Origin of the sequence: [Clostridium] aminophilum DSM 10710 (assembly GCF_000711825.1) — a bacterium.
Taxonomy (GTDB): domain Bacteria; phylum Bacillota; class Clostridia; order Lachnospirales; family Lachnospiraceae; genus Clostridium_R; species Clostridium_R aminophilum.
Window position 1 is genome coordinate 234,034 of sequence record NZ_JONJ01000001.1, and the last position, 14,065, is coordinate 248,098.

The 14,065-nt window shown below is 53.9% G+C and carries 12 protein-coding genes; 1 reads left to right on the top strand and 11 read right to left on the bottom strand.

Annotated elements, in window-relative coordinates; all coding sequences use genetic code 11:
• Positions 1-19: 19 nt before the first annotated feature.
• From BR86_RS0101065 to BR86_RS0101110, 9 genes are all read right to left on the bottom strand, one after another.
• Positions 20-484: a ribosome maturation factor RimP gene (locus tag BR86_RS0101065; RefSeq protein ID WP_031471167.1), complete on the bottom strand. Its 465-nt coding sequence runs from the start codon at positions 482-484 to the stop codon at positions 20-22.
• 312 nt (positions 485-796) lie between these two features.
• Positions 797-3,607, bottom strand: a complete 2,811-nt coding sequence (locus tag BR86_RS0101070; protein WP_031471168.1) for a translation factor GTPase family protein — start codon at positions 3,605-3,607, stop codon at positions 797-799.
• The gene (locus BR86_RS0101075; RefSeq protein WP_031471169.1) at positions 3,604-4,242 is read right to left on the bottom strand and encodes a cytidylate kinase-like family protein; all 639 of its coding nucleotides are present in this window, start codon (positions 4,240-4,242) and stop codon (positions 3,604-3,606) included. The genes BR86_RS0101070 and BR86_RS0101075 overlap by 4 nt, the downstream gene beginning before the upstream one ends.
• A gap of 143 nt (positions 4,243-4,385) precedes the next feature.
• The gene (locus BR86_RS0101080) at positions 4,386-5,681 is read right to left on the bottom strand and encodes a CapA family protein (RefSeq protein ID WP_075034386.1); all 1,296 of its coding nucleotides are present in this window, start codon (positions 5,679-5,681) and stop codon (positions 4,386-4,388) included.
• Between the two features lie 91 nt (positions 5,682-5,772).
• Positions 5,773-6,195, bottom strand: a complete 423-nt coding sequence (locus BR86_RS0101085) for a hypothetical protein (protein WP_031471171.1) — start codon at positions 6,193-6,195, stop codon at positions 5,773-5,775.
• Between the two features lie 28 nt (positions 6,196-6,223).
• Positions 6,224-6,640, bottom strand: coding sequence for an ATP-binding protein (locus tag BR86_RS0101090; protein ID WP_242841540.1), 417 nt, complete (start codon positions 6,638-6,640; stop codon positions 6,224-6,226).
• Between the two features lie 109 nt (positions 6,641-6,749).
• Positions 6,750-7,049, bottom strand: coding sequence for an STAS domain-containing protein (locus BR86_RS0101095; protein WP_038287395.1), 300 nt, complete (start codon positions 7,047-7,049; stop codon positions 6,750-6,752).
• 500 nt (positions 7,050-7,549) lie between these two features.
• The gene (locus BR86_RS0101105) at positions 7,550-8,389 is read right to left on the bottom strand and encodes a DegV family protein (protein ID WP_031471174.1); all 840 of its coding nucleotides are present in this window, start codon (positions 8,387-8,389) and stop codon (positions 7,550-7,552) included.
• Between the two features lie 102 nt (positions 8,390-8,491).
• Positions 8,492-9,223: a helix-turn-helix domain-containing protein gene (locus BR86_RS0101110; RefSeq protein WP_031471175.1), complete on the bottom strand. Its 732-nt coding sequence runs from the start codon at positions 9,221-9,223 to the stop codon at positions 8,492-8,494.
• A 249-nt stretch (positions 9,224-9,472) separates the two neighbouring features.
• On the opposite strand from BR86_RS0101110, the gene brnQ reads away from it, so the two are divergent.
• A complete protein-coding gene (brnQ, locus tag BR86_RS0101115) occupies positions 9,473-10,876 on the top strand; it encodes a branched-chain amino acid transport system II carrier protein (protein WP_051684494.1) in 1,404 nt (467 codons plus the stop codon).
• An 82-nt stretch (positions 10,877-10,958) separates the two neighbouring features.
• On the opposite strand, the gene BR86_RS0101120 is transcribed toward brnQ, so the two are convergent.
• Positions 10,959-11,726: an alpha/beta hydrolase family protein gene (locus BR86_RS0101120; RefSeq protein ID WP_031471177.1), complete on the bottom strand. Its 768-nt coding sequence runs from the start codon at positions 11,724-11,726 to the stop codon at positions 10,959-10,961.
• 163 nt (positions 11,727-11,889) lie between these two features.
• Positions 11,890-14,010: a glutamine synthetase III family protein gene (locus BR86_RS0101125; protein ID WP_031471178.1), complete on the bottom strand. Its 2,121-nt coding sequence runs from the start codon at positions 14,008-14,010 to the stop codon at positions 11,890-11,892.
• Positions 14,011-14,065: the final 55 nt, after the last annotated feature.

Consider the following 14,065-nt stretch of genomic DNA (forward strand, 5'->3'; position numbering starts at 1 on the left):
ATTGTCCTCCTGCCGCGGCTTAAAAATCAATCGACTGACGGATCAGTGCAATGTCCGTGCGGTCAAATGTAAGTTTCTCATCGTTGATGGTTATTGTAACGGTATCCTGATCCCATGCGGTGAGCACACCCTCATACTCTTTGCTTCCGTCCACCGCCTTGTAGAGGTGAATCTCCACCGGAGAGCCTTCATTGCGCACAAAATCTTTTTCTTTCTTCAGCGGTCTTCCGAGTCCCGGGGAACTCACTTCAAAAATGTAGCTGTCCGAGATGAAATCTTCCCGGTCAAGCCATTCATTCATAATCCGGCTGACATTCTCGCAGTCATCCACGCTGATTCCGCCTTCTTTGTCGACAAATACGCGAAGATACCAGGTTCCGCCTTCTTTGACGTATTCCACGTCGACCAGCTCATATCCCATCGGGCCGAGCTGCGGCTCAAGCCATTGCTCAACTTTTGTTATGTAGCTTTCTGCTTTTGTCACAAATTCACCATCCTTTGCCCGCTCTCCGGGCTTTTGCAAGATCAAAATCCGCAAGCGGACTTCGTCTCCCCATCCCCTCATTCCTGAGAAGAGCTCGCAGACTTTGCGCGCCTCCGCCGGTCACCGCAGGGTGACTTTTACCACTCATCGGCGTGCGCATCCACGCGGAGCATTTCCTGTGTGACAGGATGTGCGCAGCACTTTCCTATTACACAAGAAAGAGTGGACCGCTCGGCCCACTCTTCCAATAAGTTACAATATATCTTGACAAAGTATAACATAGTGTTTACCGGGATGCAAGCCCCTTTTCTCTTACTTTCCCGTATTTTCACCGTTTTCGTACAGTTTTGCCTTCACCTCATCCGGCACATGATCCATCAGATAGGTCCTGGTTCCCTGCTGCATCAGTTTTCTCTCCGCGTGTTCCGTGCGGATCAGATTCTCCACGCGGTTCACCTCTGCCTCAAACTCCCGGGAGGAGATCAGAGCCGCGCCCTGTCCGCGGATAATGGTCTGTTCAAGGCCATCCGATGTCGCCACCGTAATCTGGTACTGCTTCGCGTTTTCATGTGTGAATTTCTCGATGTACCGGTCCGCGGTCTCCGCTTCCTTCGTAAAGACGACATGGATGTTTCGGTCGTCAAACCACTCCGTCCGGTGCCCCTGCACACGGTAGGCATCAAATACGACGATCAGGTAGTAATTGGTGTATCCCTGATAGTTGCACATGATATCCAGCAGAGCGCTTCGGGCGCTGTCGATGTTTTCTTCCGCGAGCGCCGCCAGCTTCGGCCATGCGAAAATCACATTGTAGCCGTCCACCAGAAGATATTTCCGCCCGGAAACCTTCGGTTTTCCGGCTTTTTGACGGGATTCCGATCTGTTTTTCGGATCCGCCCCGCCCTGGCCTGCGTTCTCACGGCCGGCCGCGTCATATCCCGGCCCGCGGACGCCGGCCGCAGAGATCACCGTCTCACCGGCTGCAACCTTCTTTCGCCTTGCTCCCCACCGGTTTCTGCCCGGATCATCGCTCTTTTTCCGGTTTGCATGATAGGTGCGGTTGATGATCTCATCAATCTCATCCGTGCCGAGGAAGATTTCTTCCGAACCGCTTCCGTCCGCCTGCCGGCCGCTCCGCTCTCCCATGCCGCTTCCCGCGGCTGTCTCGATCTCGGAATCGCTCCGCAGCCGTCCCGAATTCTCAGAAAAACAGCTTTCCAGATGCATATAATCCTTCACTTCATCCCACGGGACGTAGAAACCCGCCCCGTGCGTGCAGAATACCGATCCGGTCGGATTCCGCAGATCCGCCTCCGGATCGTAATTTCTATCCTGCACCACGTCCTCGGTGTTGTGACACTCTCCGTATCCTGCCGGGGTGCAGACAATTCTTCCCTTTCCGCCGGTCGATGCGGCCACCTCCGCCGGATAGCTGTCGATCTCCGAAGCCGGCGCGGTTCCTTCGATCACGGCGGTTCCGTTTTCCATCACCGGCATGTCGAACTTTGCGCTCATCCGGCCGAGATCGGTCATCGCCTTCCCGACATAGCTGTCCGGAATCTCCAGGCGGAAATGATAGTACGGTTCCAGAAGCACCGTCTCCGCTTCCATGAGTCCCTGGCGCACCGCGCGGTACGTTGCCTGTCGAAAATCGCCGCCCATCGTGTGCTTCAGATGGGCCCGTCCGCTCATCAGCGTGATGCGGATATCAGTCACGGGGCTTCCGGTCAGAACACCCCGGTGTTCTTTCTCCGCAATATGTGTCAGAATCAGGCGATGCCAGTTTCCGGCAAGACTGTCAAGATCTGCCTCATCCTCGATCGTCACGCCGCTTCCTCGCTCTCCCGGTTCCAGTTTCAGATGAACTTCCGCGTAATGGCGGAGCGGTTCGAAATGTCCCACGCCCTCGACAACCGATGCGATCGTCTCACGGTAAACCACACTCCGGCCGCCGAATTCCACGGTATAACCGGTTCGCTCCCGGATGATATTCTGAAGAATCTCCATCTGAACCGAGCCCATGATCTGCGTATGGATCTCCTTTTTTTCCTCATCCCAGACCATATGCATCTCCGGAATCTCTTCCTCGATCTCACGGAGTTTCGGGAGAATCTTCATGGCATCCGCGTCATCCGGCAGAATCACCCGGTAGGTCATGATCGGCTCAAGAACCGGAAGTTCCGAATCCTCTTCACTTCCGAGCCCCATGCCTGCCCTCGTTGATTGGATTCCGACGACCGCGGCAATCTGACCGGCACACGCCGTTGTGACCGACTCAAACTTTCCGCCGGAATAGATCCGGATTCCGCTGACTTTCTCTTCTCCGATCTCATCGCGCACCGACAGACTCCCGGCTGTAATCTTCATAAAACTCAGCCGTTTTCCGTCGCTGTCACGCTCGATCTTGTATACCTTTGCGCCGAAGGCTGCCGTGCTGTCATACTCCGGTGCCGGCGCATACCGCTCCAGCAGGGATAAGAATTCTTTTACGCCGTCATTTTTCAGCGCCGCCCCGAACATGCACGGAAGGATCTCCCCCGACCGGATTCCGGCCCGGATATGTTCTTCCGACACTCGCCCGGTCTCAAAGAATTCCTCCATCTCCTCCTCGCCGATGGTTGCGGCATTCTCATAGAATGCACTGCTCCCCTCATCCGAAAAGTCCATGAAATTCCCGCCCAGTTTCGCCTTCAGCTCTTCCAGAATCTCTTCTCCGGAGTGCCTTGCAAGATCCATCTTGTTGACAAAAAGAAACACCGGAATCCCGTATCTTCTCAGGAGCCTCCAAAGCGTTTCCGTATGCGCCTGCACGCCTTCCGATCCGCTGATAACAAGGATCGCGCAGTCCAGAACCTGCAGTGTGCGCTCCATCTCGGCTGAGAAATCCACGTGTCCCGGTGTGTCTAACAGTGTGATCTCCATGTTCTTCCCATGAATGACCGCCTGTTTGGAAAAAATCGTGATGCCTCTGGCCCTCTCCAGGCTGTAATGATCGAGGAACGCATCGCCGTCGTCGACGCGTCCCATCTTCCGGATCGAGCCGGATTCATACAGCATAGCCTCGGAGAGAGTTGTCTTTCCGGCATCTACGTGGGCAAGAATGCCCACTGCCGAATATCTCATTCGATGTACCCTTTCAGTCTGATATAATTCTTGATCAGTTCTACCGTCTGATCCAGATCAAAACGGGTCGTGTTGACCGTCAGATCATAGTTTTTCATGTCATACCAGTCGCTGTCCGTGAAGTAACGGTAATACTCTTTCCGCTCACGGCTGATCTGGCGAATGCGCTTCTTGGCGCGCTCCTCGTCGACCATATCGACTTCCACCACTCGCTGCACGCTGGTCACGATATCCGACAGAACAAAGACGCGGACCAGATGCTCGATCTCCTCAAACTGATCGAGAATAAATCCCGATGCACGGCCGACAAACACGCACGGTCCCTGCTCGGCGAGTTCGCGCATCACCTGTGCCTGGAAACGGAACAGATTCTCCGGGCTGGTCAGATTGCTGTCCGGAGACGGCTCTGTGAGGTCAATCCGATGACCGCTGAAACGGGAGAAAATGTTCTTTCCGGCCTTTTCATCCGCCATTCGGAAATACTGTTCGCCGACGGCGCTCTTCTCCGAAGCAATCCGGATCAGATCATCGTCATAAAATCCGGCACCAAGCTGCTCTGCAAGCTTTTTCCCGACGATGCGGCCGCCGCTTCCGTATTCCCGCTCGATTGTGATAATCAGATTGCTGTTTGCCATAGTCGATCCCTCCTGAACCTGATTCAAAACTCCGTATTCCGCCGCTCATGCCGCTGTTCATTGCGATGGTATGTCCCGGTCATCACCGCTTATGCCTCCGTCACTTCGACACAACATTCCGGTCATCCCCGTCACGCCGCCGTTCACTGCGGGGATACACTCCCGTCATCGCCGATCATAACGCCCGGCGACAGTGCCCGCAGCGATTCATAAAAGTCCGCGGCATTCTCTTTCTTTTGGGTAAATCCGTGCGAAGATGACGCCGGGATAACGCGGTATGAAACCGTACCGTCCGGCGAAAAAATTACCTGTCCGAGCATCGTGGCCGGAATGGAGCTTCCGAAGATGAAATTCCCCATGCTGTAGAAAATCGGTTTTCCCTGATAGAATTCGATTCCCTGCAGAACATGCGGATGACTTCCGATTACGAGATCCGCGCCGGCGTCAATATACGCGTGCCCGTTATCCCGCTGGTATTTCTCCGGTTCCGTATGCCTCTCCAGCCCCCAATGGACACTGACGATCAGAAAATCGCACCGGCTCCTGGCCTCCCGGATCGCCTCCGCGACCGGTGCCGGATCATAGGCGGAAAATACGCCCGGATGCGATGCTCCGGCGGCCCATCCGCCTTCCGGGAAAACCCGGGATGCGGCAATCACGCCGATTTTCTTTTCTCCGGCGTCCAGAATCAGAAGATTTTTCGCCTCTTTCAGATTCGCTCCCGCTCCGGTAAACGGAATTCCCGCTTCCCGCAGTGTCTTCAGCGTATCCAAAAGCCCCGCTTCTCCATAATCGAGAACATGGTTGTTGGCCAGTGTCACCGCCGACAGACCGATCTCTTTCATGATATGGACGTCTCCCGTCGGAAGCCGAAACGTAAACTGCTTGTCCTGCGCCTGTGTCCCGCCGTCGCTGAACGGAAATTCCTCATTGGCAAGAAACAGATCAGAGGCTGCGATCGCATTGCGCAGCCCTTCATCCAGAATTCCTCCGATGCCGCCCGCATTGCGGTATGCGTTCAGAACATGATCCGAGAGATAAATATCGCCGGCAAAACTGAGAAGCCGTTCCGTGTCGCCGTCACTGCCGTCATTCTGTGCTTCCCGGTCCGAACCGGGCTCGCTGTTGATCACGATAGCGTTCTTCTCTGCACCGTCCTCCGGTCCGGAGTTTTCCTCTCCCGCACTTCCGGTCGGCACGTCAACCTCACTGGCCGGTCCGGTCTCGCCTCCGGGGCCGGTTCTCGCACTCCGGGCAACTTCGCGCTGAAGATCCGCCACACGGGCAGCCGCCTCCCGGTCCTCTCTGACCTGTCGATGGAGCCATCCCGCAGTCCCTGCCGCAAGAAGGATCACCACACCCACAGCCAGAATCCCGAAAACCATGCGCCGGCTTTTCTGCTTCTCCTGTTTCCTGCTCTTTCCTCTGTTCTCTTCCATTCGTCCTGATGATGCTTCGTTTTCTTATTCTCTATTCTGTGCTGTGAGCGGCCATGATCTTCCCCTCCGCCGGCAGAATACGGAGTCCTCGTCACTCTTCCGGTGACCAGGACTCCTGCAGTTTGTCAATTTGTAAAATCCCGTCGGTTCTGGCTGCCACCTGATACTGATCCTCATAGACGATCTCGCCCGGATAATTCGTGTAGACGAGATAATACGGCTGAGAATACCGGTCAAGCAGCCACAGTGCCGGCCGGATCATTTTCATCATTTCTTCGGAATTCTCCGTCTTGAACCAGCAGATAACCGCCTCCTGCTTTTTGCACTGCGGCGGAAAAGGAAGGTGCTCAGCGAACCAGCTGTCGATCTCCAGAAAGAGATCCGCGTCCTCGCCGTCCATCACCTGATCCCGTATCATCTGCCAGCACATACTGAATACGCCCTTGGCAAACATTGTATTTTCCGCGAGGGCTTTTCCCTGTATTCTCACATATTTGTAATGATTTTTGCTCATGCCGTCCCGTCTTTCCGCAATATCGGACTCAGCAATGCTTTATCAGCGTCAGCACATTCCAGCCGTCCTTAAACTCATAGAGCACATCATCCATGCTCTTTTTTACCATATAAACTCCGAGACCGCCGATCTCCCTGTCCTCTGCTGCCAGAGTGACATCCGGATCCCCTTTCTCCAGCGGATTATACGGGATCCCGCAGTCTGCAAGGGCAATCCGGACCATTCCGCTTTCTTCGTCCGATTCCACTTTCAGAATTGCCTTTCCGGTTTCCGGCGAATATGCATAACTTGCTATGTTTACAAAAATTTCTTCCACAGCGATATCAATCTGCATACGGGCTTTTGCGGAACAATTCAATCTGTCCAGATGTTCGTCCACAAAATCCAACACTGTCTGCAGATTCTCCGTCGTCGCATCAATCTGCAGTTCATGTTTCTCTATCACCGTGATCGCCTCCTTCCTCACGTCGGAGCCGTCTGAAAGCACTCCTTTTCGGAACGTCCTACCGAATCGCTGCTGCGCGATCCGGTCATCAGGATCGTCTGTCCGGTTATCACTCGATAGTCAGAATATCCGAGAATCCGGTTACATCAAAAATCTCCCTGATTTCTTCCGAAATATTGCGCACAACCATGCTTCCCTGCTTGTTCATGATCTTCTGGGATGCCAGCAGCACACGAAGACCTGCGGATGAAATGTACTCCAGCTTCGAGCAGTCAAATTCCAGTTTTTCCACTCCGGCGGTATTCTCCTTAACGACCGATTCCAGTTCCGGAGCCGTTGTCGTATCCAGTCTTCCCGTCAGTACCAGTGTCAGTGCCTTTTCTTCCGCATGCTTATCGATCTGAAGCATAATGTTCTCCTTTCATACAAGTCCCCCTTTGAGAGGACTTCTCCATGAATTTATTTTGGATGTTATCCTATTAAAAGATTACCACATTGTTCGTCAATTCGAAAGACAGATATGATTTTTTCAGGACTTTTTCACACAGATACCCCTGTCTGCCGGTTTTCAGCGGCCATTTCCTGTAAGAAAAATTCCGCCGGCGCACTTCAACTCCCCCTTCCTCACTCCTGTGGGGGGCCTGTGAACTTTTCGCGCCGCCGCCGGTCACCGAAAGGTGACCTCTTCTCCTTAGCGGCGCGCATCCTCGCGCAGCGTTTTTCGTGCCACCGGAAGTACAAAGCTCTTTTCCATAACACAAAAAAACTGCATCCCCACCCGGAATTCCGGACAAGGACGCAGCTTTTACGCCGGAATGTTTTTCTCACATTCCGTTTCATTATTCTCACCGTCTCCGGATATGCTCGCAGCGCTCCCCGCGCCGGAACATCCCGGTCTTTTCCGCAGAATCAGAACGTTACGATAATTCCGCCGTCGCTGGCGTATACCGTCGATACACCGGCGGCATCCACGATCACCGCATCGCGGAATTTTACCTGGAATGTCAGCATATCCCGCACTTTTTCCGCGCGCTCCCGGCAGTTCACATTCGTGATGCAGAGGCGCTTCTTCTCAAAGTCCGTCCCCTCGTTCACCGCGATCGATACCATTTTTTTCAGAGCGCGGTCGATTCCTCTCTCCTGTCCGAGCTTATGAATCACTCCGCCGATTCCGGCCATGACAAGTTTGATATTGAGAACCGTGACAATCACAGACGCAAGTCCGGTCAGACGTCCGTTCTTCTTGAGTGCATCGAGGCTTTCCAGAACAAACAGTGTCTTCATCCCGTCGCGGTATTCGGTGATCGTCTCCACGATCTCCTCAAATGATTTTCCCTCCTCGCAGAGTTCCTGCAGGCGAAGGCAGATATTGGTCTGTCCGCAGCCGGCCGACAGCGCATCCACGATAAAGATCTTCTTATCCTCTCCGTGGTGCTCCTCATACATCTGTTTCGCGATAACCGCGGACTGATAAGAGCCGCTGAGTTTGCTGGACAGGGTAACCGCAAAAACCATATCCGCATCACACTCGAATTCTCTCAGATACTGCTCCGGTGACGGGCACGCGGTCTTCGGTCCTTCCGGGCTCTCGGCGACCAGTTTTAAAAATGCCTTTTGGTCGAAAGTCTCGTCATCTGTGACATGGGTGTCTCCGACGATCAGTGTCAGCGGGACAAAGCGGAAATGCGGGTCCTGTTTCATTGCTTCTGTCGGATCGGAACAGCTGTCACCAACAATTCTGTAGCTCATTACGGCCTCCTGGTAAAATTACGCAACCGCGTAACATAGTTTTCGATACGATTTATTATAGTAAGACCCCGTGTTGCTGTCAAGAATTGCCGTTTGTTGCCATCACACATTCGTCACGAGGAGACGGTTCAGTTTCTTCATCCGCTTCAGCTCCGCATCGGTAAAGAGAAGCTTGCTCCGGAAATCCTCCGTCGGCTCCTTCGGCGTGAGCGTCAAAAGACATTTGAACGAGCACGGAACCAGATCTGCCGTGGAAATACTGCACAGAAGTCCTACCGTCTCATCGCGGAGCTCCAGCGGATTAAAAATATACAGTAGCGCTTCCTCCAGCGTGTTGCACGAATTGATGAAGGAGAACCGGATCAGCATCTCACCGTAGATCACTCTTCCGGTGTAGAACAGTTCGCTGGTACGTCCGCTGGGTGACACAATGCAGATCGACAGCGTGCAGCTGTAATCTCCCGTTTTCGGATCGCGCTCACCGATATTGATGATTCCGTCCTTCAGATGATTATACCGGCCGTCATAAAAATAAAAATACATCCTTTTGGATTTAAAGAACGGGCTTTCGTCCGTATGCCCCGGAAGAATATCCCCCGGATCCTCCTTTTCCGGAAGCGGCATATCGATCAGTTCGTTCATCGGCACATTCAGCGCACAGCAGATGTCATAGAGCGAATTCACATCGATGGAAATGTCTCCGTTCTCGTATTTGCACATCGTCGCCCGGCTCTTGTGAATCCGGTCCGCCAGCTGCTGAAGCGTGATATGTTTTGATTTCCGGAAAAACCGGATTCTGCTGCCGATCCGGCTTCCCGCATCCTGTTCTGTCATCGTGGTTCCTCCTGTCCTGCCTCTTCCCGTCTCCAAATGCCCTTCCTCCAAAAAGTTTCTTATAAATATCCATTTCGCCCGGAAACCGTATTTTTTTCTTCTGTTGCCCGGATTATAACGCAAAATTTCATTTCAGGAAACAAAAATATTTTTTCTGTTTCTCGAAACGAAACTTGATTGTGCTTTTCTATTTTTCATTCCTCTGATACACTGTTACCATTCGATTACATCATATCAGGAGGCTTTATTATGAAACAAAACCTGACGTTCGGAGAAACCCTCTCCCTGACCAGTATGCTGTTCGGCCTGTTCTTCGGTGCCGGCAACCTGATCTTCCCGGTCTACATGGGACAGATGGCGGGATCCGCCGTCCTTCCGGCCCTTGCGGGCTTTCTCGTCACGGGCGTCGGTATGCCTCTTCTTGGTGTCGTCGCCATTGGCATCACCGGCTCCGAAGGTCTTCGTGACCTGTGCCGGAAGCGGATCGGCGACCGCTTTGCGTACGCATTTACCTGTGCGCTCTATCTCGCCATCGGACCGTTCTTTGCCTGCCCGCGATGCGTGACGGTTCCGTATGAAGTCGGCATCCGTCAGATTCTTCCGGCCGGAATCAGCAGTCAGACAGGACTGTTTCTGTTCTCTCTCCTGTTCTACATTCTGACCCTCGCGATCTCCCTGAAGCCGGGCAACATCCTGACCTGGATCGGCCGCATCCTGAACCCGATCTTTTTCGTGGTTCTCGGCATCCTTCTCATCACCGCACTGACTCATCCGACCGGAAATATCGCTTCCTTCGACGCTGTCGGCGCATACGGCACGAACGCGGTCGCGCAGGGAATCCTTGACGGATACAACACCATGGATGCACTGGCAGGTCTCGCGTTCGGCATCGTTGTCATCAACGTTGTCCGCAGCCGCGGCGTAACCGAACCGTCTGCCGTTGCCAGAAACACGGTTCGGGCCGGAATCCTGAGCTGTGTACTCATGGCGTTCATCTATGTCCTTGTCGCTCTCGCCGGGGCCGGAAGCCGTGGCTTCGCTGCTCTTTCCGATAACGGCGGCGCGGTTCTCTCCGACATTGCATCCTACTATTTCCACGGATACGGCGCGCTTCTTCTGGCCGGCATCGTCTTCTTCGCCTGCCTGAAGACCGTCATCGGACTGGTTACCAGCTGCTCATCCTGCTTCGTGGAAATGTTCCCGGGCGTGCTCTCCTACAAAAAATGGGCAATCCTCTTCTCCACGATTACCTTTGTCATCGCGAACGCCGGACTGTCCTCCATCATCAAGATCTCTCTTCCGGTTCTGATGATGCTCTATCCGATCGCCATCACGCTGATCGTTCTTGCCGTGGCAGGACACATCGTTCCTCTCCCGGTTGAGATCCGTCTCGGCATGATGACGGCAGCCGTGATCAGTTCCGTCTTTGACTTCGTCCGCGCGCTTCCGGCCGACTGGATCGCGGCGGCAAACCTCGGCGGTGCGCTGTCTTTCCTTGAGGCAAAACTTCCGTTCTTTGCGGACGGTTTCGGATGGCTCCTTCCGACCATTGCCGGCTTTTTCATCGGCTGGATCTGCTTCCGGCTCCGCACCGGCCGTTCCGTGCCGGACAAGGCTCAGACAGACGATAAAATCCGCGCCGATCAGGCGTAACGGACCGGCATCTGCGCCTGTCAGGCATAACGGACCGAAATCCGCGCCGACCAGGCATGGCGGGCGAAATCCGCAGAATATGTCATTTTGACTCCGGTGCGAAGAATTCAATGATCTTTCCGATCGCAAAATCCATATAATCCGGATTCGAAAACGGATGATCCGCATTTTCCACCGGAATCAGTTCCACCACATTGTTTTCGCAGAATTCCTCCGTAACGGAGATCGGCGCCATCTCATCCTTGGTTCCATGAATCATCAGGATCTGATCCGCATAATCCAGATAATCCTTCTGCATCACATCATTTTCTTTTAAACTGTCCAGAAAATCCTGCGTGATTTTGATCTTACGGTCATAACCCCGCAGGATTTCTTTTCCCTTCCGAAGCTTATCCCAATCATCCTCCGTAATCCCGGCCGCAAAAGAATCGTACATCCGCAGTGCCGGACACCGGAACGCCATGCGTTCATACTCACTTGTCCCGTCCGCCGCAAGAAGAAGGAGCGTGAGATAGGCTCCGAGCGAAGAAGAATAATTGTAAAGATGCTCCGCGCCGAGCTCTTCCCTCGCATAACGGCCGACCAGCCGGAGGTAAGTCAGGCACTCGTCCAGAATGAGCTTATTGCGGGCGTCTTTTCCGTGGCACGGCCAGTCGAAACAGATCACCGCATAATTCTTGTACTTGCCGATAATCCGGTCCGCAAACTTTTCGGATGCCTTGTTGTCTTTATTTCCGCCGAAGCCGTAAGTCGCAATGACGATATTCTTTACCGCCCGGATGTCTTTCTGAAAATAGATCTTACAGCGGATGCTGAATCCGCCTTCGTTGATATCAAAATATTTCTGCATGATATTCTCTTTTCTGTAAAAATCAGGCCGGGAAGTGCCCGAAAGCACTCCGCCGGCCTGATTCTGTTTCGTTGACACGAAGCGAGCTTCGCTCCGCTCTTTTTCACACCGGATTGCTCCGGATCTTTTACAGGGCTTTGCCGTGGATTGTATCCCGGCCGTTTTAAACCTCGAACAGCATATCGCCGTAGCTCGGGAACGGCCAAAGGTCTTTGTCGCACATCATTTCCAGCGTGTCCGCCGGAGTGCGGAGTGCCTGCATCGCAGGAACAACCTTTCGCAGGTAGGCAAATGCTCTCTCCTTCGCATCCGCAATCCCGCTTGCCTCGGCCGTCTCATCGCGGAGTACATGGAGTGCCTTCCGCATCTCGCTGAGGTGGCCGGACGTCTCCTTCAGAAGTTCAAGCTGTGCGCTGATATCCGCTTCCGGGCATGCCATGCGGACGCTGTTGATGGAATCCGCAAGTCGGGTAGTGTATTTCACAACCGCCGGAATGATCTCCTTGCCGGCGATGTTCAGCATCGCTCTCGCCTCGATATTCACGGTCTTCGCGTAGATCTCATACTCGATCTCCGCGCGGGAGGCCAGCTCAACCTTCGAATATACGCCGAACGACTCAAACAGTTTGACCGCCTTGTCGGTGGTCAGCGCCTGAACGGACTCAATGCCGGCCTTATAGTTCGGAAGTCCTCTTCTCTCCGCCTCTTTCAGCCACTCTTCCGAATAACCGTTGCCGTTGAATATAATGCGGCGGTGATCGAGGAAGAGTTTCTTGATCATATCGTGAAGTGCCAGCTGGAAGTCATCTGCCTTTTCCAGCACATCCGCCGCCTCACGGAACGCCTCCGCGACGATGGTGTTCAGCACAACATTCGGCCCCGAGATCGACGCCGAAGAGCCGACCATACGGAACTCAAACTTGTTTCCGGTAAATGCGAACGGCGACGTACGGTTGCGGTCTGTCGCATCGGTTGTGAAGTCCGCAAGCGTGTTGACACCGGTCTTCATGATTCTTCCCTGCTTGGAACCGGTCGCCTCACCGGTGCTGCAGAGCTGGTCAATGACATCCTCGAGCTGCTCGCCCAGGAACACGGAGATTATCGCCGGCGGAGCCTCCGCGGCACCCAGTCTCCAGTCGTTGCCCGGAACAGCGGCGGACTGACGGAGAAGATCGGCATGGCGGTCGACCGCTTTCAGGATACAGCCCAGAACCAGAAGGAACTGCATGTTTTCATGCGGAGTCTTTCCCGGATCAATGAGATTGATTCCGTCATCGGAGCAAAGAGACCAGTTGTTGTGCTTACCGGAACCGTTGATGCCGGCAAAAGGCTTCTCCGCCAGAAGGCACATCAGTCCCTGATCCTCGGCAACACGCTTCATTGTCTCCATTACCAGCTGGTTGTGATCCTGCGCGAGGTTCGCCTCCTCGTAGATCTGAGCCAGCTCATGCTGGGACGGCGCAACCTCATTATGCTGCGTCTTTGCCGGAACGCCGAGCTTCCAGAGACGCTCATTTACCTCTTTCATGAACGCGCCGACTCTCGGGCGGATCGCGCCGAAATAGTGGTCGTCCATCTCCTGACCCTTGGCCGGATTTGCGCCGAACAGCGTTCTTCCGGTGTAGATCAGGTCTTTTCTCTTCAGATACTGCTTCTTATCGATCAGGAAATACTCCTGCTCCGGTCCGACCGAAACATACACACGATGGGACGTGGTATTGCCGAACAGACGAAGGATACGAAGTGCCTGCGTATTGATCGCCTGCAGAGACCGCAGAAGCGGCGTCTTCTTATCCAGAGCTTCACCGGTATACGAGCAGAATGCGGTCGGAATGTAGAGAGTCGGCCCCTGCGCATCATAGCGAAGGAAAGCCGGGGACGTGCAATCCCAGGTCGTATATCCTCTCGCCTCGAAGGTGGAACGAAGTCCGCCGGACGGGAAGGAGGATGCATCCGGTTCACCGCGAATCAGCTCTTTTCCGGAAAACTCCATAATGACATGGCGTTTTTCATCCGGTACGGAGATGAAAGAATCATGTTTTTCCGCTGTGACATCGGTCAGCGGCTGAAACCAGTGAGAATAGTGGGTTGCCCCGTGAGAGATTGCCCAGTTCTTCATGGCCTCCGCAACGATATCAGCGATGGTCGGGTCCAGATCGGTGCCCTCATCGATGGTGCGGCGGAGTTTCCTGTATACAGCCTTCGGCAGGCTCTCTTTCATGACATCGTCGTTGAATACATTCTCTCCGAATAATGCAGGAACATTGATGTTGTTTTCTTTCATTTGACAGCTTCCTGACTGCCGGGATTGTTGCTCCGGCGGGGCGCGGTGATCGAGT

What these genes read in the sequence shown, in the direction of transcription:
- BR86_RS0101095 (WP_038287395.1), bottom strand. Translation starts at nt 7,049, where the DNA reads ATGCTTCAGATCGATAAGCATGCGGAAGAAAAGGCACTGACACTGGTA.
- BR86_RS0101110 (WP_031471175.1), bottom strand. Translation starts at nt 9,223, where the DNA reads ATGACAGAACAGGATGCGGGAAGCCGGATCGGCAGCAGAATCCGGTTT.
- BR86_RS0101075 (WP_031471169.1), bottom strand. Translation starts at nt 4,242, where the DNA reads ATGGCAAACAGCAATCTGATTATCACAATCGAGCGGGAATACGGAAGC.
- BR86_RS0101125 (WP_031471178.1), bottom strand. Translation starts at nt 14,010, where the DNA reads ATGAAAGAAAACAACATCAATGTTCCTGCATTATTCGGAGAGAATGTA.
- BR86_RS0101080 (WP_075034386.1), bottom strand. Translation starts at nt 5,681, where the DNA reads ATGGAAGAGAACAGAGGAAAGAGCAGGAAACAGGAGAAGCAGAAAAGC.
- BR86_RS0101105 (WP_031471174.1), bottom strand. Translation starts at nt 8,389, where the DNA reads ATGAGCTACAGAATTGTTGGTGACAGCTGTTCCGATCCGACAGAAGCA.
- BR86_RS0101070 (WP_031471168.1), bottom strand. Translation starts at nt 3,607, where the DNA reads ATGAGATATTCGGCAGTGGGCATTCTTGCCCACGTAGATGCCGGAAAG.
- brnQ (WP_051684494.1), top strand. Translation starts at nt 9,473, where the DNA reads ATGAAACAAAACCTGACGTTCGGAGAAACCCTCTCCCTGACCAGTATG.
- BR86_RS0101085 (WP_031471171.1), bottom strand. Translation starts at nt 6,195, where the DNA reads ATGAGCAAAAATCATTACAAATATGTGAGAATACAGGGAAAAGCCCTC.
- BR86_RS0101120 (WP_031471177.1), bottom strand. Translation starts at nt 11,726, where the DNA reads ATGCAGAAATATTTTGATATCAACGAAGGCGGATTCAGCATCCGCTGT.